Annotated in this window: 25 protein-coding genes; 19 read left to right on the forward strand and 6 right to left on the reverse strand. The window is 50.8% G+C overall.

Annotation, left to right across the window (positions count from 1 at the left end; translation table 11 throughout):
* Window positions 1–7 precede the first annotated feature (7 nt).
* From lgt to rppH, 4 genes are read right to left on the reverse strand one after another with little or no spacing between them, the layout of a single operon-like run.
* Complete coding sequence (lgt, locus tag CWE07_RS05155) at window positions 8–865, reverse strand: prolipoprotein diacylglyceryl transferase (protein ID WP_111568446.1); 858 nt, start codon at window positions 863–865, stop codon at window positions 8–10.
* Window positions 866–888: 23 nt separating this feature from the next.
* Window positions 889–1,677: a sulfite exporter TauE/SafE family protein gene (locus CWE07_RS05160; protein WP_111568445.1), complete on the reverse strand. Its 789-nt coding sequence runs from the start codon at window positions 1,675–1,677 to the stop codon at window positions 889–891.
* Window positions 1,678–1,680: 3 nt separating this feature from the next.
* Complete coding sequence (ptsP, locus tag CWE07_RS05165) at window positions 1,681–3,954, reverse strand: phosphoenolpyruvate--protein phosphotransferase (RefSeq protein WP_111568618.1); 2,274 nt, start codon at window positions 3,952–3,954, stop codon at window positions 1,681–1,683.
* Window positions 3,955–3,963: 9 nt separating this feature from the next.
* Entirely contained in the window at window positions 3,964–4,473 is a 510-nt protein-coding gene (rppH, locus tag CWE07_RS05170; RefSeq protein WP_111568444.1) for an RNA pyrophosphohydrolase, read from the reverse strand.
* Between the two features lie 132 nt (window positions 4,474–4,605).
* On the opposite strand from rppH, the gene mutH reads away from it, so the two are divergent.
* From mutH to CWE07_RS05180, 3 genes are read left to right on the forward strand one after another with little or no spacing between them, the layout of a single operon-like run.
* Entirely contained in the window at window positions 4,606–5,301 is a 696-nt protein-coding gene (gene mutH / locus CWE07_RS05175) for a DNA mismatch repair endonuclease MutH (protein ID WP_111568443.1), read from the forward strand.
* 10 nt (window positions 5,302–5,311) lie between these two features.
* Entirely contained in the window at window positions 5,312–5,452 is a 141-nt protein-coding gene (locus CWE07_RS14305) for a hypothetical protein (RefSeq protein WP_157983226.1), read from the forward strand.
* 40 nt (window positions 5,453–5,492) lie between these two features.
* Window positions 5,493–6,176 (forward strand): DUF2982 domain-containing protein, encoded by a 684-nt coding sequence (locus tag CWE07_RS05180; RefSeq protein WP_111568442.1) that lies wholly within the window; start codon window positions 5,493–5,495, stop codon window positions 6,174–6,176.
* Window position 6,177: 1 nt separating this feature from the next.
* On the opposite strand, the gene CWE07_RS05185 is transcribed toward CWE07_RS05180, so the two are convergent.
* Window positions 6,178–6,858, reverse strand: coding sequence for an EAL domain-containing protein (locus tag CWE07_RS05185; RefSeq protein WP_241974068.1), 681 nt, complete (start codon window positions 6,856–6,858; stop codon window positions 6,178–6,180).
* Window positions 6,859–7,021: 163 nt separating this feature from the next.
* On the opposite strand from CWE07_RS05185, the gene CWE07_RS05190 reads away from it, so the two are divergent.
* The 12 genes from CWE07_RS05190 (at window position 7,022) to arcA (ending at window position 18,197) form a co-directional block, all read left to right on the forward strand.
* Window positions 7,022–7,810: a DUF432 domain-containing protein gene (locus tag CWE07_RS05190; protein WP_111568440.1), complete on the forward strand. Its 789-nt coding sequence runs from the start codon at window positions 7,022–7,024 to the stop codon at window positions 7,808–7,810.
* A gap of 65 nt (window positions 7,811–7,875) precedes the next feature.
* Window positions 7,876–8,700, forward strand: a complete 825-nt coding sequence (locus CWE07_RS05195; protein WP_111568439.1) for a mechanosensitive ion channel family protein — start codon at window positions 7,876–7,878, stop codon at window positions 8,698–8,700.
* Between the two features lie 29 nt (window positions 8,701–8,729).
* Window positions 8,730–9,182, forward strand: coding sequence for an ATP-dependent zinc protease family protein (locus CWE07_RS05200; protein ID WP_241974069.1), 453 nt, complete (start codon window positions 8,730–8,732; stop codon window positions 9,180–9,182).
* Window positions 9,179–10,087 (forward strand): 30S ribosomal protein S6--L-glutamate ligase, encoded by a 909-nt coding sequence (gene rimK, locus CWE07_RS05205; protein WP_111568438.1) that lies wholly within the window; start codon window positions 9,179–9,181, stop codon window positions 10,085–10,087. Before CWE07_RS05200 ends, rimK begins: the two co-directional genes overlap by 4 nt.
* A 16-nt stretch (window positions 10,088–10,103) precedes the next feature.
* Window positions 10,104–11,126, forward strand: a complete 1,023-nt coding sequence (locus tag CWE07_RS05210) for a succinylglutamate desuccinylase/aspartoacylase family protein (protein ID WP_111568437.1) — start codon at window positions 10,104–10,106, stop codon at window positions 11,124–11,126.
* 97 nt (window positions 11,127–11,223) lie between these two features.
* On the forward strand, window positions 11,224–11,871 hold the full coding sequence (locus CWE07_RS05215; protein WP_111568436.1) for a FlgO family outer membrane protein: 648 nt from the start codon (window positions 11,224–11,226) through the stop codon (window positions 11,869–11,871).
* A gap of 10 nt (window positions 11,872–11,881) precedes the next feature.
* Complete coding sequence (locus CWE07_RS05220) at window positions 11,882–12,430, forward strand: FlgO family outer membrane protein (RefSeq protein ID WP_111568435.1); 549 nt, start codon at window positions 11,882–11,884, stop codon at window positions 12,428–12,430.
* Window positions 12,431–12,499: 69 nt separating this feature from the next.
* On the forward strand, window positions 12,500–13,078 hold the full coding sequence (locus CWE07_RS05225) for a hypothetical protein (protein ID WP_111568434.1): 579 nt from the start codon (window positions 12,500–12,502) through the stop codon (window positions 13,076–13,078).
* A gap of 15 nt (window positions 13,079–13,093) precedes the next feature.
* The gene (locus CWE07_RS05230) at window positions 13,094–14,755 is read left to right on the forward strand and encodes a DUF342 domain-containing protein (protein ID WP_111568433.1); all 1,662 of its coding nucleotides are present in this window, start codon (window positions 13,094–13,096) and stop codon (window positions 14,753–14,755) included.
* Window positions 14,745–15,767 carry a methyltransferase gene (locus tag CWE07_RS05235; protein ID WP_111568432.1) on the forward strand — a complete coding sequence of 341 codons (1,023 nt, stop codon included), beginning with the start codon at window positions 14,745–14,747 and terminating at the stop codon, window positions 15,765–15,767. The genes CWE07_RS05230 and CWE07_RS05235 overlap by 11 nt, the downstream gene beginning before the upstream one ends.
* Window positions 15,761–17,374, forward strand: coding sequence for a sensor histidine kinase (locus tag CWE07_RS05240; protein WP_111568431.1), 1,614 nt, complete (start codon window positions 15,761–15,763; stop codon window positions 17,372–17,374). Before CWE07_RS05235 ends, CWE07_RS05240 begins: the two co-directional genes overlap by 7 nt.
* 94 nt (window positions 17,375–17,468) lie before the next feature.
* Window positions 17,469–18,197, forward strand: a complete 729-nt coding sequence (gene arcA / locus CWE07_RS05245) for a two-component system response regulator ArcA (protein ID WP_111568430.1) — start codon at window positions 17,469–17,471, stop codon at window positions 18,195–18,197.
* 72 nt (window positions 18,198–18,269) lie between these two features.
* On the opposite strand, the gene CWE07_RS05250 is transcribed toward arcA, so the two are convergent.
* Entirely contained in the window at window positions 18,270–18,623 is a 354-nt protein-coding gene (locus CWE07_RS05250) for an Hpt domain-containing protein (protein WP_111568429.1), read from the reverse strand.
* Between the two features lie 166 nt (window positions 18,624–18,789).
* On the opposite strand from CWE07_RS05250, the gene folE2 reads away from it, so the two are divergent.
* The 4 genes from folE2 to CWE07_RS05270 all read left to right on the forward strand — a co-directional run bounded on the left by folE2 (window position 18,790) and on the right by CWE07_RS05270 (window position 22,446).
* The gene (gene folE2, locus CWE07_RS05255; protein ID WP_111568428.1) at window positions 18,790–19,716 is read left to right on the forward strand and encodes a GTP cyclohydrolase FolE2; all 927 of its coding nucleotides are present in this window, start codon (window positions 18,790–18,792) and stop codon (window positions 19,714–19,716) included.
* Window positions 19,717–19,849: 133 nt separating this feature from the next.
* Window positions 19,850–20,413 carry a DUF2726 domain-containing protein gene (locus CWE07_RS05260; protein WP_111568427.1) on the forward strand — a complete coding sequence of 188 codons (564 nt, stop codon included), beginning with the start codon at window positions 19,850–19,852 and terminating at the stop codon, window positions 20,411–20,413.
* Window positions 20,385–21,341 (forward strand): cobalamin biosynthesis protein CobD/CbiB, encoded by a 957-nt coding sequence (locus tag CWE07_RS05265; protein ID WP_111568426.1) that lies wholly within the window; start codon window positions 20,385–20,387, stop codon window positions 21,339–21,341. Before CWE07_RS05260 ends, CWE07_RS05265 begins: the two co-directional genes overlap by 29 nt.
* A gap of 79 nt (window positions 21,342–21,420) precedes the next feature.
* Window positions 21,421–22,446, forward strand: coding sequence for an adenosine kinase (locus CWE07_RS05270; protein WP_111568425.1), 1,026 nt, complete (start codon window positions 21,421–21,423; stop codon window positions 22,444–22,446).
* Window positions 22,447–22,449 lie beyond the last annotated feature (3 nt).

Genomic DNA, 22,449 nt, shown 5'->3' on the forward strand with positions numbered 1-22,449 from the left:
GCTTATACTATTTGCGTTTACCCGTTGCCGGGCTGAAGCGATTGTCAGTGATAGTAAAGACGCCGCGCTGAGCTAACACCATCAGCACGATACCACCGAGCAGCATGGGCAGCGACAACCATTGCCCCATCGACAATTGACCCGCCAGCAAGCCCAGATGCGCGTCTGGCTGACGGAACATTTCCGTAAATAAGCGAAACGCACCGTAACCCGCAAGGAACAAACCGCCCACCATACCCGTTGCACGCGGCTTGCGGGTGAACCAATACAAGATTAAGAACAGCACTAAGCCTTCAAAAAACGCCTGATAAAGCTGTGACGCGTGGCGTGGGTCTGGCCCAGCGGCCGGAAACACCATCGCCCACGGCACGTCCGTGGTTCGGCCCCATAACTCGCCATTGATAAAGTTACCTAAACGCCCGGCACCAAGCCCAATCGGTACCAGCGGCGCGACGAAGTCACCCACCGCCATGACACTACGGCCTTTAACTTTGGCATACACAATAATCGCAGTAATTGCGCCCAGCAGGCCGCCGTGGAACGACATCCCGCCTGCACTCATACTGAATAAAAATAATGGGTTCGCCGCAAACTGTTCAAATTGATAAAACAGCACGTAGCCAACGCGGCCGCCGACAATCAGCGCCAAAAAGCCCCAAAACAGCAAGTCGCTCCACTGCTCGCGTGTCCAAACCTGATTGCCTACAGCAACCCCCTGCTGGCTACGGTCCGCTTGACGATTCCCCCACCACCACGCGAATGCTAACCCGACCAGATACATCAAGCCGTACCAGCGCACGTCAATCGGCCCAAGGCTTACTAAAATTGGGTCCCAGCCTGGGTGAACGAGGTAATTTTGTTGCATATTAACTGCCTTAATAAAAGTGTTTAACTGCTGACAAATAGGTGCAAGGACACCACAATCAGCAACAATGCGAATACACGCTGCAAGTAACGGACTGGCATGCGATGCGCTAAAGTCGCGCCAAGTGGTGCCACCAACGCAGACACCACGCCAATACCCAGCCACGCGGGTAGGTAAATGTAACCTAACGACCAAGCCACATCGACGCGCCCAATGCCAGTCCACACATAGGTTGCAGCGCCGAACGTCGCAAGTAATACACTACATACGGCAGCCACCGCCACCGCGTTACGCATCATCACTTGGTAGTAGTGCAAAAGCGGCACCACCAAAGCACCGCCGCCGATGCCCACCAACGACGACACCACACCAATGCTGGCCGACCAAATGCGCACCGGCGTGCGCCGAATACGCTTACCCTCAGCTCGCGGCTGCAGCTTCCAAATCATGCGCACGGCCAAGAGTATCAACACAGTAGCGAAAATGCGCTGAAGTATCACAGGGTCAATGCTGGCACCAATATAGCCACCCAGAATGCCGCCAACAATTAAGAATGGGGCGATAAGCTTCACCCATGGCCATAAAATCAGCCCATTTTTATAATGGGTCAGCGCACCCGAAGCCGCTGTGACCACAATGGTGGCCAAGCTGGTGCCGACCGCCATGGGCACAACCAGTGCCGCAGGAATACCCATCACCGGGAGCAAGTAAATCAGTAGCGGTACCACCACGATACCACCGCCAATACCCAGCATACCCGACAGTAGGCCACCGACTAAACCGCCAAGCGCAAGCAATACAATGCTTAACATCTATTATTTTCCTGCACGAATAAAGCCGCCCATGCCTAAGCTTTCCAGCTTGTTGTTCACCACGCGGCGTACTTGCGACGGGTGGCGCGCCTTAAATGCCTGGGTCAGCAGCACCTGCAATGTCGAGCTCTGCACGTTGCGAATAATCCATTTTATTTTAGCAATGTTATTGGCGCTCATACTAAGTTGGCGATACCCCATCGCCACCAGCAACATGGCACCGCCAGGGTCGCCAGCAAATTCACCACAGACACTCACCGGCTTATCTAAGCGTTGGCAGCTTTCAATAATATGCTTGAGCGCGCGCAACACCGCTGGGTGATATGGGTCGTACAGGCTTGCCACCCGCGGGTTATTGCGATCCACCGCCAACAAATACTGGGTCAAGTCGTTGGTGCCGACTGAGAAAAAGTCGACCCGTGGCGCAATCGCGTCCAATTGATACAAGATGCTAGGCACTTCTATCATCACGCCAAGTTGCGGGCGCTCCAGCGTCATACCTGGGTGCTGCTGCACCAACTCGTTGCGCACCTCAAAGTAAGCTTGGTTAAGTAAACGCGCGGCCTCATCCACTTCTTCAAGGGACGAAATCATCGGCAATAGCACTTTCAAGGTGCCATAGCCAATATTGGCCGCCAACATCGCGCGTGCTTGTACCAAGAAGATTTCCGGGTGATCCAGAGTTAAACGAATACCGCGCCAGCCCAGAAATGGATTGTCTTCGTGCAGTGGAAAGTACGGTAATGGCTTATCGCCACCAACATCCAGGGTGCGCATGACCACGCTTTGCCCTTCAAATGCCGACAACACTTGCTGGTATAGATCGCGCTGTTCCGCTTCGGTTGGGAAGCGCTCGCGCATCATAAAAGGAATTTCAGTACGGTATAGTCCGATGCCGTCGAAGAAGCCGCTTTGCTCTTTACCATGTTCAATATTGAGCCCAGCATTCATTTGTAAGCTGACTTGAATACCGTCTTTAGTTACAGCTGGCTGGTCGCGATGCTGCGCCACGGTTTGCGCCAGCTCTTCCTCTTCAAGTTGCAACTGGCGATATTCGTCAAGTACCTGCTCAAAGGGGTTGACGTACAGCTCGCCACTGTAGCCATCAACAATTAAAAACTGGTTTTCTAAATACTGTAGTGGGACATCTTCAATCCCAAGCACCGCCGGCACGCCCATGCTGCGTGCCATAATCGCAGCGTGCGAGTTAGCGCTACCGCGCAGTGATACGATACCTTGCAGCTTTTGCCGCGGAATTTCTGCCAGCATCGAGGCCGTTACTTCTTCGGCGACTAAGATGCAATTATCGGGGATAATTTTTTGCGCTTCAGTGCGCTGTTGCAAGTGCGATAAGATACGTTGACCTAAGTCACGCACGTCCACTGCGCGCTCTTTCAAGTACGGGTCGTCGAGGTCTTCAAACTGCGAGACATAGTCTTCAACCGTCAACTTAACTGCGGTTTGCACCATCCAGCCTTCACGAATTCGACCTTCGACTGCATTACCCAAACTTGCCGCGTCCAACATACCCTGGTAGACATCGAATATGGCCAACGTATCTTCGGCCACATAGCCTGCCACTTGCTGCGCTAGCTCTTGTAGTTCGCGCCGGGTTTGCATCACGGCCTTACGGAACATCCGAATATGCCGCCAAGGTTTATCGGTTTTGCGCGGCACGACGGCACTTAAGCGGGCGGCGGGCTTACCAATAAAGGCAGGCCCAATGGCCACCCCTGGTGACCCCGGAATAGCGCGTAAACTGCGCAGCCAAGGCGCACTATGGCCTGACAATAAGCCTTTCGCTTCGGCGTGGGCAATTACAGACGCGAGCTGAGCCGCCAAGGTGACAACAAATGACTCTTCGTCAGAAGAGAATGCACGCGCCTCCGCCTGCTGCACGGCCAACACGCCGAGCACACGGCGCTGGTGAATGATGGGAGCCACCAACATCGCGTTAAAGCGCTCTTCTTCGACCTCTTCGACGAGTTTAAAGCTGGGGTGTTGGCTGGCATCGGCAAAGTTAAGTGGCTCTTCACGTTGTGCGGCTAAGCTAATTAAGCCTTCACCAAACTTGAGCGCGACCTTATCGCCCGTTTGCAGCTTTAATCCGTCAGACGCAGCGAGGACAAATTCTTCGTTTTGATAATCAGCGATATAAATACTACAGACGTCAGTTTCGAGCGCTGACTTAACGCGGGTCACCATGGTACGCAGGGCAGCATCAAACTCCGGGGCTTGGTTAACCGCCTCAACAATTCGATGCAATTTGCTAATCATGACCATTGTTTATCGCCTACGCTTACGCTTGGTGCGCTTGTGCTGGAACGGCATTGCCATGGGCGCAAATTCTTTCATCACGCGGCGGTACACGTCGCGCTTAAATGACACCACCTGACGCACTGGATACCAGTAACTGACCCAGCGCCAGCCATCAAATTCAGGGTGCCCTGACTGTAATACATCGACATCTGATTCGGCACAGGTCAAGCGCAGCAAAAACCACTTTTGCTTTTGACCAATGCATACTGGTTTAGCCCCTTTGCGGACTAAACGCTTCGGCAATTTGTAACGAAACCAGTTGCGGCTGGTATACACAATTTCTACCTGTTCTGGCCGCAGACCTACTTCTTCATAAAGCTCACGGAACATCGCTTGTTCAGGCGACTCACCTTCGTCAATGCCACCTTGTGGAAACTGCCAACTGTTTTGGCCATAGCGTCTGGCCCAGAAAACTTGCCCGTGCTCGTTACATATTACTATGCCGACATTCGAACGATAACCCTCGGCATCTATCACGCGAGCCACTCCTCACAATTTATCTCTGGGTTTGATTCTTCCATAAAGGCTGGCATTGGGCAAACCGAACGTGCTTATGTTCTGTTAATATAGCCTATGACTTACAATAATTTACCTGTCTGGACGCGGATTATGAACGACTTACCTCAAGTGGCAACGGCAGCTCCGAGTGATATTGCACAGTTGATGGCTCGTGCTCATGCACTTGCAGGCATGCCGCTCGGCTGGTTAGCCAGCCACGCCGGTTGGATAACACCTGCGAACCTAAGTCGTCATAAAGGCTGGAGCGGTCAATTAATTGAGCTTTACTTGGGTGCCAGCGCTGGCTCAAAGCCACAACAAGATTTTCCTGAACTCGGGGTTGAGCTAAAAACCATTCCTGTGACTCCAGAAGGCAAGCCATTAGAAACCACATTTGTATGCGTCACCCCGCTTACCGGCCTCAATGGCGTGCGCTGGGAAGACAGCAACGTGCGCAATAAATTGCGCCAGGTGCTATGGATTCCGATTGATGGACGGCGCGAGGTGGCACCTGCTGATCGCATGATTGGAACACCTTTTTTATGGCGTCCGAACGCCATTGAAGACCAGTTATTACGCCAGGACTGGGAAGAAATTACCGAAATGATTATTCTGGGTCAGGTACAAGCGATTACCGCACGCCATGGCCAGGTGTTGCAACTGCGGCCCAAAGCAGCGAACAGCAAAGTGCTCACCGAAGCCATCGGACCCGATGGGGCACGTATTCAAACGCTGCCCCGCGGGTACTATTTAAAAACGAATTTTACCGCAGCGCTGTTACAACAAGCCCTGCAGCGTTCATCCTAAGGAGAATCCGATGCGCGATACCAAGGGCGTGTTCGCCAGACTAAAGGCCTTATGGCAGACTGACTGTGAATACTGCCGACGCATGCGCCTAGTGCTGCTTTGGGCATTGGTGGCAATACCTTTGGTGTTGTGGTGGATGAGTAAGCTATAGTCATAACGTATAGATTAGCAGTTTAGAAAGGAGTATCGAGTTGACACCACCGGTTGCTTTGCGCATTCGCCCGCATACCAAACGCAATGGCCGCATGTTTACCGTGCTCGGCCTCGGCGGTTTGTTATTGCTGCTTGCGGTGCATAGTCAGGTGCCGATACCTTGGCCATTGCGCCTTACCCTAGCTGGGTTTTGCTTAGTAACTATCGCGCTGGGCATTGGCAAATTAATCGAGCCCGATACCAGTCTGGAAATTACCCCCCAGCAAATCACCTATTTACATTTTCGCGGCCAGTGGCAATTACCATGGAACCAGATCCAGCGCTTCGACATTCCCAAAATGCAGCGTGGCATGGAGCAAGTCGAGCTGCCATTTCTAGCCATTCGCCTGCGCGATTATGATCAGTTCCTAAGCGCACTCTCACCGCGCCTTGCGGTGCATCTGGTACACCAGCAACGGCCATTGATGATGCAAGCTATCCGCAGTGAAATGCCTGCCCACCGCGAATATCTGGATTACGTGGATGTGCCAGACGTATTTACCACGGACAGTGGCAAAACCTTTCGCGGCGTATTAGCAACCTTCGGTATGCGGATGTTATTGATGCGCGAAATGCTGGGCTACGATTTATACATTTCACAAAACGCGCTCGACCGACCTCTTGATGAATTTATTCGCTATTTGAAAGACTTACAAAACACGCGCCAACGCTATAGCGAATGAATTATTGCCAATCTGGAATAGGTGCATGCTCAAGGGCTGGGCGAGCAAAAAAGTAACCTTGCTGTAAATCCACCCCAGCATGTTTGAAAAACGCGTATTCTTCTAAGGTTTCTACCCCTTCAGCAATCAGCACAATACCTAAATCTTGCGCCACGCGGTGAATGCCGTTAAAAATCGCTTGTTTGACTCGATCTACATGAATATTACGGATCATTTTCATATCCAACTTGAGCAAGTCAGGTTGAAAGTCTGCAAGCAAATTAAGCCCCGCGTAGCCCTCACCAAAGTCGTCAATGGCGGTCATAAACCCGCGTCGCTGATAGGTTCTGAACACGTCCACCAGCAAATCATGGTTCTCTACTTTTTCATGTTCAGTCACTTCAAAAATAATGTCTTGGTGGGGGAAATTCACCTTTTGAGCGGTTTGTAAGGTCTTAGCTAAGCAGGTTTCAGGCTCATAAATAGCATTCGGCATGAAGTTGATGGATAGTTTAGCGGGTAACTTAATTTGCGCCGCGGTCTCTATCGCGCGCACGCGACACGTTTGATCGAAACTATACAAGTTGTCAGCAGTCACCTGACTTATTACCTGCCCAGCCCCTTCACCATTTTGCCCACGCACTAAAGCTTCATAAGCAAATACCTGCTGTGTAGCCACATTCACAATAGGTTGAAACGCCATACGCACGGCGAACTCTAGGGGTGTATGACAGCTACACTGCACACATTTACTCATTCTGGGCTCCAAATTTTGATTAAGATCGGTATCTTACCTACCATAGCACTTTACGTATAAACTGAAAAAAGCGATTATCCTAGTTCTATTTATCTAGCTATATGAGCTTATGTTATACGCCAATGAGACCTTGCAATTAGAACTTGGTGCGACCGTTGCCATTGAAACGCAAACTGACACCTTGTATGTTCAACGCCAGTCCCAGCAATGGCGCTTGTATAAGCAAGCTCGCCCCCATGCACAGTGTAATTTGGACCAAGCCTTGGTCGTGTCTCAACGTATTCCTCTGCCAGACAACTTAGAGATGGTAAAAAGTTGGATGAGTGGCGAGCAGGAAAGCACTTTACGCATTGTGCCTTGCATGGCGGACCGCAACCTGGTCCTCAACCTGGATAAGCCCATCGTGGTGCCAGCGGGACGCCGGCCTAAGTTTTACCTCGCGTTACCACTTATGTACCAGCTGTATATTGGCAATTCGAAGCAACCTTTTTACGAATTCTTGGTTGAAAGACTCCCTTTCAGTTGGTTTGGCAGTAATACGCGTCGCGGCGAACTGTGCTATCAATTTGAAGCGGAAGTACTGCAGGACTATGAGCAAGCCGCACCCATACCGCATCGCGCGATGCTTGAACTGCGCTTGTGTAATCGCGATACCGACCACTTAAGCATTGATAAAATTAACTTACCCGCGCAATTCTTGCCGGTATATAAGGTTGACGGAAGCCGCTATTGGACCACAGCACTGACGATTACCAATGAAAAGCTGACCGACGAACTCAGCCTGCATTATGCTAAATCGGTGCCTTGCCGCTACGACAGTTTACAATTAGTGAGCGAGTCACGGTTACGCAGTGAAGCGCGCACTATTTTACGCGCCCTGGAAGCTATCATTGGTTAGCATGCAGGTATTCACTGCAAGACCAGTCATTCTTAGTTTATTTATCTTAGGTAAAGTATAGCGCTATGGAATTGTTTCAACAGATCATGCAGCCACTCCAAGGTGCCGATGGCGGTGCCTGGCTACGTGCCCTCGGCTACCTTGTGCTCGGTTTGGTGCTGCGCAACATTATTGTCTCTGGCATGCGCAAATATGTGGATAACCATACTAGCCCGCATAAAGCGATTTTATTCCGCCGTGCTATTTCGTATTTAGTCCTCTTTGTTTTTGTGCTCATTGCATTGAGCGAGTTAGGCTTTCATTCCGGCGTGCTGCTGGCGGTCGCAGGTGTGCTGTCGGTTGCGATTGGTTTTGCGTCCCAAGCCTCTACGTCAAATTTTATCAGTGGTCTGTTTTTGCTCGGCGAAAAAAGCTTTAAAGTCGGAGACATTGTCGCCGTGCAAGGCACCCGTGGCGAGGTGATCAGCATTGACTGGCTGGCAATTAAAATCCGTACTTTTGATAATTTGTACGTGCGGGTACCCAATGATGATCTCATCAAAGGGCATGTGACCAACTTCTCCAAGTTTTCTATTCGCCGTCTCGACGTACAAATGTGGCTGGCACTTGAGACTGACTGTGCCGCGCTGGAAAAGCTATTAAACCAGACCATAGTACACGAACAAGCCTTCCTGCATCAGCCCGCCCCAGAGCTGTTTCGGCTGCATGTCGGGGTGCTGGGTATTCAAGTGCAATATTCGGTCTGGGCACAACAGGAAGGTTTTTTCACCAGCCGTTCAAAATTGATTGATTTAATTGTACCGGCTATGCAAAATGCCGGCGTTGTTATCACCCAAACCCCAAGTGTCGTGCAAGGCCAAGATAATTCCTTCCGGATGCCCTATCCTTAATGGCAATGAATAAGATTGAGGAGAACGCTGTGTCGTCAAATGACATATCTGTCGCAAATAAGAAGTTGTTAGGTTGGCGCGAGTGGGCTGCATTGCCAGACCTTGGTATCCACAGCATCAAGATGAAAGTAGACACTGGGGCAAGAACGTCCTGCCTGCATGCATTTAACCTTGAGCCGTTTGAGAAAGACGGTCAACCGTGGCTAAGAATTTGGGTACATCCGATTCAGGGCAGTGACCAAGAGCATATCTGTGAAGCCCCGGTGCTTGAACAACGCACCGTGACCGATTCGGGTGGTCATCGTGAAACACGTTACGTGATTGCAACGACCCTGGTGGTGGGCGGTGACGCGTTTAAGGTCGAGATAACATTAACCAATCGTGATACGATGAAATTTCGTATGTTATTAGGTCGACAAGCCATGAATGGGCGCTATATCGTCGACCCCAAAGCCTCTTACTTAACTGGGACAATCTCATGAGAATCGGCATTCTTTCGCGCAATAAGCAATTGTATTCGACTCGTCGCCTAATCGAGGCCGGCGAAGCGCGCGGTCACGAAATGGTGGTTCTCGATCCTTTGCGTTGCTACATGAATATCAACGCCAAAGAACCCAGCATTCACATGCGCGGTAAAGAATTACCAGAATTTGACGCGATTATTCCGCGTATCGGCGCCTCAGTGACTTTCTATGGCACCGCCGTGTTACGCCAATTCGAAATGATGGGCGTGTATCCGTTGAATGAATCGGTGGCGATTAGCCGTAGCCGCGATAAATTGCGCTCATTACAGCTATTATCGCGCCGTGGCATCGGCCTACCAGTGACTGGTTTTGCCAGTAAACCCAGCGACATACCTGACTTAATTGACATGGTCGGTGGCTCGCCCTTGGTGATTAAATTGCTTGAAGGCACCCAAGGCATTGGCGTCGTACTGGCTGAAACTCGTAAAGCTGCAGAAAGTGTTATCGAAGCCTTTATGGGGCTGAACGCGCACTTTATGGTGCAGGAATACATTAAAGAAGCTGGTGGCGCCGATTTACGTTGTTTCGTGATTGGCGACAAAGTGATTGCCGCGATGAAGCGCCAAGCCAAGCCGGGCGAATTTCGCTCCAACTTGCACCGCGGTGGCAGCGCCACGCTGGTTAAACTCAGCGCGTCTGAGCGCGCTACAGCGGTAAAAGCTGCCAAAACAATGGGCTTGAGTGTTGCGGGGGTCGATTTACTGCGCTCGAACCATGGCCCACTGGTGATGGAAGTGAATAGTTCACCAGGGCTTGAAGGCATTGAAACTGCGACAGAAAAAGATGTCGCCACACAAATTATTGCATTTATTGAGAAAAATGCGGGTAAAGCCAATAGCACGCGAACTAAAGGCAAGGGTTAAGTAGCAGGACACCAGCATGAAAGCCTTCGTATTACATGATCATAAAGTCGCCCCGGGTAGCCGAGCGAGTATCCATTTGCCTGCGGCGCGTTTGTACAACGACGCGCCTATGGACTTGCATGTAGAAGTTCTACACGGGGTTAAAAAAGGCCCTGTGATGTTAGTTTGTGCCGCGATTCATGGGGACGAGCTCAATGGCATTGAAATATGCCGCCGGGTGGCCGAGCAAATTGACCCCACCCAATTACACGGCACGCTGATGCTGGTGCCAGTGGTAAACATGTTTGGCTTTATTCAGCAATCGCGCTATTTACCCGACCGGCGCGACCTGAACCGCTGCTTTCCTGGGTCTGAGCGCGGCGCTTTAGGCAGTCGCTTGGCGCACTTGTTTAATACCCAATTGGTGCAGCGTGCGACCCACATTATTGATTTACACACCGGGGCAATTCACCGCAGTAACTTGCCGCAAATCCGCGTCAATATGGACAACGAAATGGCTTGTGAAATGGCCGAAGCGTTTAACTGCCCGGTGATTATGAACTCCAAAGATCGCGACGGTTCGCTTCGCGCACTGGCGGGAGAGCTGGATATTCCGCTCATTCTGTATGAGGCGGGTGAAGCACTACGCTTTGACACCGCGTCGATTGAAGCCGGTGTCAATGGCGTGACCAACGTACTGAAGATGCTGAAAATGCTGAAAGGCCGCCGCACACGTAAAAAAGTAAAGCCAGTGTGGGCGCAAAAGTCCGTGTGGGTGCGCAGTGAAAGCGACGGCTTAGTGATCAAGCTGGCCGAATTGGGCCAGACGGTGAGCCGTGGTCAAGTCATCGCTCGGGTAACACCACCACATGGTGGTCACAGTACCCCGGTCAAAGCGACTGTGACTGGCATTGTCATCGGGGTCAGCAATATCCCCGTGAGTAACGAAGGTGAAGCCTTGTTCCATATCGCGTGCTTTGACAGCGACGAAGCGCCAATGGCAACAGAAATGGTGGACACTTTTGTGGAAGCTTACCAATCGGTGCCATTGAACGATTAGCCCACTCCCCAAGCTAGCGGTGCGCAACGGAAATTACTAAAGCCCCACGCTTTTTGGCCGATAGCTTGGTTATTCAAGTTTCATCGTGGGGTTTTATATGTCTTTAGCTCACCTTAGTGCGCGCATTTCATCCATTCTGGGTTGCCTGGCATTGGTGGCATGCGCGCAGACGCCAGTGTCGTCTACCCCTGGCGAGGCCTTACAACAGCATACCCAATATTTGGCTGCGGATTTATTTCCGAGCCGCACTATGACTCAGTTGAACGCTCAACGCATCGGTATTGGTAGTTTAGTGCCGGTACATAGTTTGCGCCAAGAAGGCAACGGCCGTGACCGTGTCATGGTGCAGCAAATTCAGGAAGGTCTGGTCAGTGCTGCCGCATCCCGCGGTGCCCATATTGTCGAATATCGCACCAGCACGCAATTGCGTTTTGACGACGGCCAAGAGCTGATGTTAAGCCGCGAAGTTGAAGAACTGAGTGTGCGTCAACGCTTAGATTATTTCCTAACCGGTACCTATAGCGAAGTCAGCGGTGGCCTGTTGGTGAACTTGCGCTTGGTCAATGTGCGCGATAACAGCGTTGCCCGTGCAGCGACGCACTTTTTCCCATGGGCCAGCATTCATGCCACTGGGGAGATGTCAGAGATTCGCTATAATCAGCTCTATCGACATTCAACGTCACCCAATGATGCGTCTATTTACCGTGACCCAGCGCCTGTAGGTGCAAGTCGTCCGCAACGCTAAAGGCTTCATTATGAATTACTTTTCCACACTTAAAACTGCTTTGTGCGTCATCTTGTTGAGTACACTGGTAGCCTGTACCAATTACCCACCGCAAACTCACACGGATATCCGCCCATATGCCCGTGACTTAAGCCAGCAGCTGATGGACTCGGGCACCTACGTCCGGGGTGGCGAGCGGGTAATGATTACGACTGCCGCATGGCTTGAAGGTGACCTTAATCAAGCCGATTTGCTGGCATTGCAGCTGCAGGAAGGTTTAACCGCAGAACTTCACCGCGCACATTTACATGTGGTGGAATTTAAAATGACCGACGGGGTGCGAGTCACCCCCCGTGGCGACTTTCCACTGAGTCGTAATTACATGGAATTACGTGAAACTCAAAGTGCGGATTATATTCTTGCCGCGACCGCGGTTAACCGCGTTGACGGCGTCACCATTAACGCGCGTCTGATTGAATTTAATAGCCAAGTGGTTGCTGCTACAGCAGAAATCACGATTCCTGCTGCGGTAGTAAATGCGTTGCGCTCAGAGCAAGGCATTGAGCTAGTGGCGCGATGAATACTATGTTAGGGTGAAAACTTAAATCTCCCTAACGACGCTGGTTTATGATTAAACCGGGAGCCAACAGTGACCAAGACAATCATAGATAAAGCTTATGCCCTGCGCTGGTGTAACCACAACGAGGCGCACTTTGAACGTGTGTTGAGCACCTTTTATCAACGCTATCACGACGTATCTTGGTCATCTCTAGCCCCTAGCGACGTACAACGTCTTGCGCACGATTTAAAAAACCTTGCCCCAGCCTGCGGCGCGCCACAGCTCGCCGATTATGCCGCCAGCTTAACCTTACCCGCGCCGCTGCCGACCGCTCAGCAGCAAGACACATTACGTCAACATTTACACACCACATTGCAAGCAATAGCTGACCAATACCCGCAACTTGTCTATACTGGTCAACAATACGACATAAGTACTACACAAAAGTTATATAACGAGCTCATTCAACAACTTGATCAACATAATTTGAAGTCGTTGAGTTTATTTGAGCAGTGGGTGAGCAGCTATATCAGTGAAGCCATGGCGCCTCAACCACAGATTGACGTAACAGCGATTCGGGAAGTGTTGCAACGCTTTCATTTCCCGCATGCCAAACAAATGATACAAGCGGCGGTGCACAGCACCAGCGGCGATACCATAAAATCATAATAAAGGTAGCCATTGATGCAAGGCATTGACTTTGTGCAAACCGACCAGACCTTGTTTTTAAAGGTGGACCCCAGCCTTGCGATCGCAGAGCTGGATGTCAATGCATTGGCGCAAGCATTTGCTGAATCCGACATGCGTCAGTGCTTGCTCGACGACAATGCATTTGATACTGCCCTAAAGGCCATGGTGAAAAAAGGCAGCGCTATGGTACGCATTGGTCAATGCTTACCGGCCCAATTCGAGCTCATCATCAGTGACGACGACATGCAAGTGAGCGCTCGCGTGCATGCTCCCTACGGTGGTAACCCCCTAACCTTAAATAAAATACTTAAATTGCTGCGTGAAGCAGGTATCACGATGGGGATCCGGCGCCAGGGCATGGAAAAGCTAGTTTTACATACCCAAACCGCTGATCCCGGTAGCGAAATCGAAGTCGTGTTAGCGCGAGGTCGTGCCGCTATTGACGGCGACGATACACGCTTTGAAGCCCTCGCCCAGGACGCACGTGACCGAGTATTACGGCCACAGCAAGCAGACGGCGACCGGGTTGATATGCGCAACCTAGGGGAAATCATTAGCATTGAGGCTGGTACCCCGATATTAAAGCGCATTCCCCCCACGCCAGGCAGTGCAGGTTTCACCGTCAAAGGCCAAACGTTAGCCCCCGTGCCTGGTCTTAACCGCGAGCTCAAAGTCGGTCAAGGCACTGAGTTAAGTCCCGACGATAATAATATTTTGCTCGCTGCGCGCCAGGGCTTACCGCGCATCATGGATAACACCGCCCACGTTGATGACGTGTTAACCATGCGCAAAGTGGATGCCACCACCGGGCATGTTAATTATGAAGGTTCTATCGTAATCAGTGGCAATGTTGGCCCTGGTATGCGCGTGATTGCGGGTGGCGATATCACCGTCAACGGCTACGTAGATTCTGCCTTCTTGCAAGCTGAAGGCAATATTACCATCACCAAAGGGGTGATTGGTCAGCAAGCGGAAGTGAATGAAAGCGACGAAAGTGACGCTCAGATTGAACATTCAACCCAAATTATCGCGGCAGGCTCAATTTGGGTGTCCTATAGCCAATACGCCACATTACGCGCTGCCAAAGGGCTGATTGTGGATAAACAATTGACCCACTGCCATGTCATCACCAGCGGTACTTTATGTTTAGGCGGCGAAGGTAAGGAGGCGAAAGGCAAATTGATCGGCGGTACCGTCGATACCAATACCCATGTCTATGCAGGGCAACTTGGCGCCCCTGCTGGTACTCGCACCCGTATCAATATTCAAGATCCCGCAGCGTCACCTGCTTACCTTCAAGCTAAGGATGCATTGACGACCGAACTTAAAACTGAAATCGCCACTGTGAATAAGCTCACCAAAGTACGCCACAAAGCAAAACGCCAAATGTCTGGCCCTACGCTCGAGCGGTTTTTAAGTACCCTTGACCCCAAACTTGAAAACCATAGACGTAATATTACGGTGCTTAAAATAAGGGCGCACGAGCTGCAAAAAGAGGCCCCCGAACGTCAAATGATCGTCGTCCACGCCAACCGTGTGTTACACTCAGGCGTGGTTTTTCACAGCACGTATGAAAGCAAACGGATTGAGGAAAATCGCGGTCCATCCACCTTGATTCTTAAGCACGGGAGCTTCAGCTACCAGTATGTTGGATAACACCAGCCAATTACTTTTACGCCACCCTATTTTGACCCCTGACAGCTGGCTGATTAATGCCAATGACGCGCTCTCGCATCAGGCTCCGGGCCTTCCAACGTTGCGTGCACATTTTGTTTACGCGCATGCTGCGTACCGCGCCGATGACCCGATGCATACATTAGCGGCTGAGTTACCAAGCCAAACTATCCCCCATGCGGTGGTGTATGTGCCAAAAGAAAAAGCGCTGCTACACATGCTAATGGATAACCTCGCACAATACACCACAAGCGGTACAACCGTGCATCTGGTTGGCCACAATAAAGGTGGCATCAAGTCAGTGGTGAAACAGCTCGGCGGGTACTGGCAGCAGAGCGAAAAGCTAGCCAGCGGTAACCATTGCTTGCTGTATGCGTGCACCCGTAGCGACCAAGTTGCACCGCCGTTTACGCTGGCAAGCTATCGACATAGTTACCGTTTAGCCGAGTACTCGAACCTTGAAGTGTTTAACCTGCCCGGTGTATTTAGTGAGCAAAAGCTTGACCAAGGCACGCAACTACTGTTGGATTACTTGCACCAAAAACCGCGCCCTAAGAGCCCCCAGCGTGTGCTCGACTTCGCCTGCGGCACCGGTATTATTGGTGCTTATTTGCGTGCACATTACCCCGTCGCACATTTAACTGCCTGCGATATTAGCAGCTTGGCCTTGAATTGCAGTCAGCACACGCTAGCGGCGCAGCCAAATACATGTGACTTTGAATTAGTCGCCAGCGACGGCCTGCAACGTATTCAGCACCGTTACGATTGGATAGTCAGTAACCCACCGTTTCATACCGGACAAAAAACCGACTACAGCATTGCCGCGCAATTTTTTGCCGCCGCCAAGCAACGCTTGCATAAAAATGGTCGCCTGACCTTGGTAGCCAACAGCTTTCTAGGCTACAAAGATATGTTAAGCCCACATTTTGCCAAGGTCGAAGAGGTGCAGAACAACAATAAGTTCAAAATTATTGAGGCGTGGCAGCCATGCTAGGGTCCCTGCGTAAGGGGCTATTACTTACTACCGCGGGCATTAGCGCCTTAGTTTGCTTCGCCTGCGTCAGCCTGTTCGCTTGGTATAGTTACCAGTATCAGGTGAAGCAGCTGTCAGCGCGCAGTGCTGAGTTAGGCGACTTACTTAGTATCCATGTAAGCCAACTCATGTCCCAGCAACCACACGAGTGGGCAGACGCCTTTGAACGGGTATTGCGCCCCAACTCACACCTGTTAAATGTTCACGTCTACCTATACAACAGCCAGGACGAGCTTGAATTTCGAAGTAGCTACAATCGCGCCGGCATCGCGCCGATTACCACCCGCATTCAAAGCGAAGGCGGCAGTGCAGTATTGCGCGCACCACAGATACGCCCCCAAGGCATTGACTATATCGTGCCGATTATGGCTCCACCACCGGCCCAACAAACCTTACGCGCAGTGCAGCCAACTCAGCGCGGTTACCTGTTTACTCGTACCGACCATTCCGGCTTAGCCGAGGCACGTCAAACCTTTGCGGTTTTAGCCCTGCTGGCGGTCAGCTTAGCGGTGTTAATGGCACTCCTGATGGCGTCGTTGCTCAGCGGCTTATTCACCCGGCCTCTGAATCAGCTAATTCACACCAGCGCGGAAGTTGCCAGAACCCGCGATTACAGTATCCGCGCTAAACGCGCGCCATTTTACGAAATTGACGTCTTGAGCCACAACTTGAATACGGTATTAAAGCGCATTCAACAGTCCATTCAGGAACGCGATAAAGCGCAAGCGGCAAGCGCTGCGCTGAATCGTGAGCTCGAGCAGCAAGTCACCGAGCGCACCAGTGCTTTGCGCCAAGCCAACCATGAATTATTAGAAACCCTAGAACAACTCCACCAGCATCAGGGTCATCAAGTTGAAGCGCAGAAGCTGTCATCGTTGTCTGAACTGGTCGCTGGGATTTCCCACGAAATTAATACCCCACTTGGTTTAGCCGTGACCGCAGCCTCGATGTTGGAAGAACAGATCAAGGCAGCGCCTGAACAAAGTCTTCAGCACGAACAAGTGGACATTCTGCAGCGTAACTTGACCCGCGCTGTAGAGCTGATGAATGACTTCAAGAAAATTGCGATAGACCATGCCTCAGAGCATGCCAGTGCCGTAGACTTTAACCAAATGCTGGAAGATATTATGACCAGCGCTCGTGCTGTCAGTGAGTACCGGGGTAAACTGGCTGACAATGTCACTGTCAGTATCGAGAGCGAGTTACGTCAACCGATTATGGCGAAAGTCGGTATTTGGCAGCAAATTATTACCAGTTTGTATGATAATTCCCTTACCCACGCATTCAGTCACACCAGCGACCCTGCGATTACGGTCAGCGTGCACGTTGTCGACCAGCGTCTACGCATTTGTTGGCATGATAACGGTTGCGGCGTACCCGCAGATATTTTACGCCGCATATTTGACCCTTTTGTGACCACCAAACGAGGACAAGGCAATAGTGGCTTAGGCATGCATGTGGTGTATAATTTAGTCACACATACGCTAGGTGGTAGTATTCGTTGTCGCAGCGAAGCCGAACAGGGCTTTGAAGTGACGATAGAATGTGCATTTGATTATGCAAATTAAGCGTGAAAACTTGCATTTATATAGGCAAAAAACTTATCCTAACCATCAGATCTAAATTTAATCTTGCAACATCGTACATAAGACAGGACAAACTATGAGCGCAAAGCTTCTAATCGTGGAAGATGAAGTTGTCACGAGACAAACTTTAGCCCGCCTATTCCAGCAAGAAGGCTATGAAGTGTTTGACGCTGCGGATGGCAAACAAATGGAAAATATCATGGCGCAGCAGCCCGTGGATTTGATCATTATGGATGTCAACCTGCCGGGCCAGTCAGGTTTAGAGCTGGCTGAGTCATTACGTGAGCAAAAGAATATTGGATTAGTCTTTTTAACCGGCCGTGATAGCGATGAAGATCGTTTACTTGCGCTAGAACTTGGCGCCGATGATTACCTTATCAAGCCGTACAATCCGAAAGAACTAACCATTCGCGTACGTAACTTATATCGTCGTATTGAGCACAGTCAGCAGCCGAACGAACCTAAAGTCGAAGGTTCACGTGAATTCCATTTCAATGGTTGGGTGTTAGATTGCGATAGCCGTTGTCTGTATTCACCAGACAAGAAAATGTTCCGTTTACCGAAAAGCGAATATCGCGCGATGGAATTGTTTTTGACCCAACCGGGTAAAATTCATGACCGCGAAACTTTGGTACGTAAGATGCTAGATCGTGAATTGCGTCCAAATGATCGTACTGTGGACGTAGCCATTCGTCGCATTCGTCGCCATTTTGAATCGCACCCAGAAACGCCAAACCTAATCACCACCATTCATGGTGAAGGCTATCGTTTCGTTGGCGACGTGCGTGTTGAGATTTCTCAATAACAGTACGGTTTGATAGCGTCACTGTATAAAAAAACCAGCCTCGGCTGGTTTTTTTGTGGGTCAACATGCAAATTATGCGGCCAGCCAAGCTTTAACTTTTGGCACATCTTCCTGCATCCATACTTGCCAAGCGTCCATTTGCACTTGGGCTTGTGGCCAAGTCCAGGTATCGCGCTCTAAAAATGCCATCACTTCGCCCATCCGTGCGAAGCCCAACGAGCGACAGGCACCTTTTATTTTGTGAGCTTGACGACGAAAGCTGGCTTCGTCTTCCGCGGCACGCAGGGCAGTCAGCTCTTCAAAATAGTCTGGCATTAAGGATTCTAAGGTTGCTAGGCTGTCATTCAACCCTTCGCTACCAAGCAGGTCACGGTACTGACTCAACAAATCAAAGTTAATTGATTCGGAATAACTGATAAGGCTCATTAAATTTTCCGTTTTGCTGGTTTAAATCCAAATTTAGTATGCTGGCGTACTACTTTACAATCGAGCCGAGTCAATTAACGCTTGTGAGTTAAAATAGCGGGCCGACTCAGATATAATAACCCGTCAATCTAGATTTGACACCACCTTATCGCGGAGTAGTGAACGCATGCCAACTTCAATGCCTGATATAGCCAATCAAGACAGTGCCCAAACCGTTGGGACATTGGACTGGGTTGGCATGAGTAATATCGAAATGCCGCTATTGGTGACGGTGCCGGGTCAGCCTGACCGCCAAGTCAGTGCCAAAGTTGACGCATTTGTCAGCCTCGATGATGCCCAAGCTAAGGGTATTCATATGTCTCGCCTGTATTTAGCGGTGGACGAGCTGTCCGCAAGCGGAAGCTTGCAGCCGGCGCAATTGCACACGTTGCTAAAAACATTTATTCATACCCATGCTGATCTGAGCAGCAGCGCGATGGTGCGCTTCCACTTTGACTACCATTTGCGTCGCAAGTCACTGATTAGCAAAAAGCAAGGCTGGAAGGCTTACCCAGTCACTTTGCAAGCGGTGTTAAGCGAACAAGGCCTGGAGATTGAGTTAGGTGTGCAAATTCCTTATTCGTCAACTTGCCCTTGCTCAGCTGCACTGGCACGCCAGATCATTCAAGACGCTTTTGCGGCGCGCTTTGAGGATGACAGCATTGACAAAGACGACGTCCTGGCTTGGCTTGGCACCACCGACGGTGTGCCTGCAACACCGCACAGCCAACGTTCGATTGCCGATATCAAGGTGAAATTACGTGAAGACGGCACTGATTTGCCGATCGAAGATTTGATCGATGCCGTAGAAGACACGTTGAAGACGCCTGTGCAAGCAGCGGTTAAACGTGAGGACGAGCAAGAGTTCGCGCGTTTGAACGGCCAAAACCTGATGTTCTGCGAAGATGCGGCTCGCCGCATTAAGCATTGCTTGAACCAGCGCCAGGACGTACGCGATTTCTGGGTGCGAATTAACCATTACGAATCACTCCATGCCCACGATGCGGTGAGCATTGCGACCAAGGGTGTTGCGGGTGGTTTCCTGGCTCGTTAAGCATTAGCTTTCAGACCTTTAAGATACCTAATACGAAAGCGGCCAAGTGCCGCTTTTGTATTTTTAATAACACTTGGCACTATACTTGCTTTCATTCCAGCAGAGAACAACAGCACAAGAATTGAGGTGTGTGATGGAATTTTTGCTTATTGGTTTTATTGCGGTGTTAGTGTTAGTGGCGTTATTGGCCGCACGTTTAACTGAGCGCTATGCCCCCTACCCGTACAAAAAGCGTGATGAAAGCTTATTTTCTGCCACAGAAGAGCAATTTTTAACCTTACTCGAGCGTGGCCTGGGCCAGCAATATCGCATTTTGACCAAAGTACGATTAGGCGATGTGGTCAGCGTACGTAATAAAGGCATGTCACGCGCGGCAGTTCGCGAGGCCCAGGGTAAAGTGGCAAACCGCATGCTTGATTATGTGTTGTGTGACCGCACCCAAGGCATGCGCGTGGTTGCAGTGATTGAACTCGAAGCCAACGAGCCGAACCAACATCAAGTGAAACGCAACTGGTTTCTGAAAAACTCGTTAACCGCAGCGGGTATTCCATTCTTGCGCTTCAAAGCCAAGTCAGGGTATCGCGCCGACGAGCTTGCACGTTTCATCGAATCTAAATTACACCAGTCGGATTACGTGCGTGCAGCACGTCCGAAATTACGTGGCGCCGATGGCCAGTCTGCCCCAATGGCCGCCTGAGGTTAGCCTCTGGCTGCTGTACACCCTTATCATCGTCGCTGAGCGCTACCTCAGCGGCGTTGGCCGCAGCCACCCTGCCCATGCCCTTAACCTGCTAGCGATTGGTATGGCGCGCAAAGTTCAGCGCCCTGACAACAGTCGCTCACAGCAACGCATTTCCGGTTTAATGGCTTTGCTTAGCCTGACACTACCTTGGCTAGTGATTGTCGCCATGGTGATGTGGATAAGTGAGCTGGATTGGATTATCGATGCACTCATACTCTTTGTCTGCTTGCATAGCTGTAGCGCGCGTAAAGACTTTAATGCCATCGCGGGTCATCTTAAACTTGGTCACAACGAGCGTGCTAAAGCACTCAATCAAGCCTATGTAAGCCGCGATACTAGCCGCCTGTCAGAACTAGGTAACACCAAAGCCGGAATCGAGTGGTACAGCCGTTTTATCACTCAGGCTTGGGTTAGCACGCTACTGTGGTTTGTGGTAGTTGGGCCGTTGGCCGCACTTGCTTACCGAATTATCTATCAACTGGCTCAGGCGTGGCCTGCAACGCAAACCCAATGGCGCGACTTTGGCTTCGCCGCCAACTGGTTAGCTCGCGCCTTTAGCTGGCCAGGTGTCTACCTTGTATTGCTAATGCTTGCCATGCGGCAACTGTTGGGGGGCAAGGTTTTGCCCTGGCGATTCGCCCAGCAGCCGTATATGCACGCCCAAGATGGCAAAATATGGCGCGCTGTGGCGTCTCGACTGCACATTACCCTAGGTGGGCCAATTATGCTGAATGGCCGCAAGCGCGTACGGCCAAAATTTCACTTCGGGGCTGAACCTAGCCCCCATGCATTGCCCAAGCTGGGTCGTTTAATGACTCGAATACAGCTTTGTACTTGGTTGATAATCAGTCCTTTATTGCTAATTGGCTTAGTAATTCAGTGAAGATGCTCAACATAGCATCGATCCTTGTGTTCGCTTCATATATAATGCCCGCCTTAATAACGTACGGATTTTTATACCCATGAAGAAATATCATGTCATTGGCCTTGGCAACGCGCTTGTCGACCAAGAATACAAGGTCACCGACGAGTTCTTAGCAGCGAACCAGCTTGAAAAAAGCATCATGACTTTGCTTGACGAGCAGCAGCAAACCGATTTGCTGACCAAGCTTGAGCAGCATTTTAAACTTGAGAAGCGCGCAGGCGGCGGTTCCGCAGCGAATTCTCTGGTGGCATTGAGCCAATTTGGCGGCAATGCATTTTATTGCTGTAAAGTAGCCAATGACGAAGCTGGGGCTTTCTATCGCCACGATTTAGAAAGTGCAGGCGTAGCCACTCGTTTACAACATCAGGACAACGATGGCCTGACCGGTAAATGTGTGGTGATGGTGACTCCAGATGCGGAACGCACCATGTGCACGCACTTAGGTATCACCATCGATTTCTCCACGGATGAGCTTGAGCTTGATAAAATCGCCGAGTCTGAATACCTGTATATCGAGGGTTACTTAGCGACCTCAGAAGTAGCACGTAAAGCCGTTGCTAAAGCGCGCGAAGAAGCCAACCAGCGTGGCACCAAGTTGGCCTTAACCTTCTCTGATTCATCCATGGTGAAATATTTCAAAGAAGGGTTGCAGGAATTCTTAGACCCTGGCGTCGACCTGCTATTCTGTAATGAAGACGAAGCGCTTGAGTACACAGGCGAAAGTGATTTCGACCAAGCGATGGCGGCATTATTGCGCTGCGCCAAAGAAGTAGTGATTACGCGCGGCCCAGCGGGTGCAGTGATCGGACAGCAGCAGCAACGCGTACAAGTACCAGGCTTCAAGGTCAAAGCGATTGATACCAACGGTGCTGGTGACATGTTCGCAGGTGCGTACCTGTATGGCATCACTCGTGGTTTGACACCTGCACAGGCCGGTACATTGGCTAGCCGCAGCGCCGCAGAAGTGGTTAGCAATTATGGCCCTCGCTTAGAACCAGCCACTCAGCAAGCTATCTTGCAAGAACTTGGCTTGGCTCAGGAAGCAGCCACCGCTAACGCTTAATGA

Origin of the sequence: Aliidiomarina maris (assembly GCF_003987335.1) — a bacterium.
Classification (GTDB): domain Bacteria; phylum Pseudomonadota; class Gammaproteobacteria; order Enterobacterales; family Alteromonadaceae; genus Aliidiomarina; species Aliidiomarina maris.

Excerpts from the sequence above, each read along its gene's own strand:
- CWE07_RS05230 (WP_111568433.1), top strand. The coding sequence starts at position 13,094 with ATGCAAGGCATTGACTTTGTGCAAACCGACCAGACCTTGTTTTTAAAG.
- CWE07_RS05210 (WP_111568437.1), top strand. The coding sequence starts at position 10,104 with ATGAAAGCCTTCGTATTACATGATCATAAAGTCGCCCCGGGTAGCCGA.
- lgt (WP_111568446.1), bottom strand. The coding sequence starts at position 865 with ATGCAACAAAATTACCTCGTTCACCCAGGCTGGGACCCAATTTTAGTA.
- arcA (WP_111568430.1), top strand. The coding sequence starts at position 17,469 with ATGAGCGCAAAGCTTCTAATCGTGGAAGATGAAGTTGTCACGAGACAA.
- mutH (WP_111568443.1), top strand. The coding sequence starts at position 4,606 with ATGAACGACTTACCTCAAGTGGCAACGGCAGCTCCGAGTGATATTGCA.
- ptsP (WP_111568618.1), bottom strand. The coding sequence starts at position 3,954 with ATGATTAGCAAATTGCATCGAATTGTTGAGGCGGTTAACCAAGCCCCG.
- CWE07_RS05215 (WP_111568436.1), top strand. The coding sequence starts at position 11,224 with ATGTCTTTAGCTCACCTTAGTGCGCGCATTTCATCCATTCTGGGTTGC.
- CWE07_RS05265 (WP_111568426.1), top strand. The coding sequence starts at position 20,385 with ATGGCCAGTCTGCCCCAATGGCCGCCTGAGGTTAGCCTCTGGCTGCTG.
- CWE07_RS05270 (WP_111568425.1), top strand. The coding sequence starts at position 21,421 with ATGAAGAAATATCATGTCATTGGCCTTGGCAACGCGCTTGTCGACCAA.
- CWE07_RS05260 (WP_111568427.1), top strand. The coding sequence starts at position 19,850 with ATGGAATTTTTGCTTATTGGTTTTATTGCGGTGTTAGTGTTAGTGGCG.
- CWE07_RS05235 (WP_111568432.1), top strand. The coding sequence starts at position 14,745 with ATGTTGGATAACACCAGCCAATTACTTTTACGCCACCCTATTTTGACC.
- rimK (WP_111568438.1), top strand. The coding sequence starts at position 9,179 with ATGAGAATCGGCATTCTTTCGCGCAATAAGCAATTGTATTCGACTCGT.
- CWE07_RS05195 (WP_111568439.1), top strand. The coding sequence starts at position 7,876 with ATGGAATTGTTTCAACAGATCATGCAGCCACTCCAAGGTGCCGATGGC.
- CWE07_RS05190 (WP_111568440.1), top strand. The coding sequence starts at position 7,022 with ATGTTATACGCCAATGAGACCTTGCAATTAGAACTTGGTGCGACCGTT.
- CWE07_RS05250 (WP_111568429.1), bottom strand. The coding sequence starts at position 18,623 with ATGAGCCTTATCAGTTATTCCGAATCAATTAACTTTGATTTGTTGAGT.
- CWE07_RS05220 (WP_111568435.1), top strand. The coding sequence starts at position 11,882 with ATGAATTACTTTTCCACACTTAAAACTGCTTTGTGCGTCATCTTGTTG.
- CWE07_RS14305 (WP_157983226.1), top strand. The coding sequence starts at position 5,312 with ATGCGCGATACCAAGGGCGTGTTCGCCAGACTAAAGGCCTTATGGCAG.
- CWE07_RS05185 (WP_241974068.1), bottom strand. The coding sequence starts at position 6,858 with ATGGCGTTTCAACCTATTGTGAATGTGGCTACACAGCAGGTATTTGCT.
- CWE07_RS05160 (WP_111568445.1), bottom strand. The coding sequence starts at position 1,677 with ATGTTAAGCATTGTATTGCTTGCGCTTGGCGGTTTAGTCGGTGGCCTA.
- CWE07_RS05240 (WP_111568431.1), top strand. The coding sequence starts at position 15,761 with ATGCTAGGGTCCCTGCGTAAGGGGCTATTACTTACTACCGCGGGCATT.
- folE2 (WP_111568428.1), top strand. The coding sequence starts at position 18,790 with ATGCCAACTTCAATGCCTGATATAGCCAATCAAGACAGTGCCCAAACC.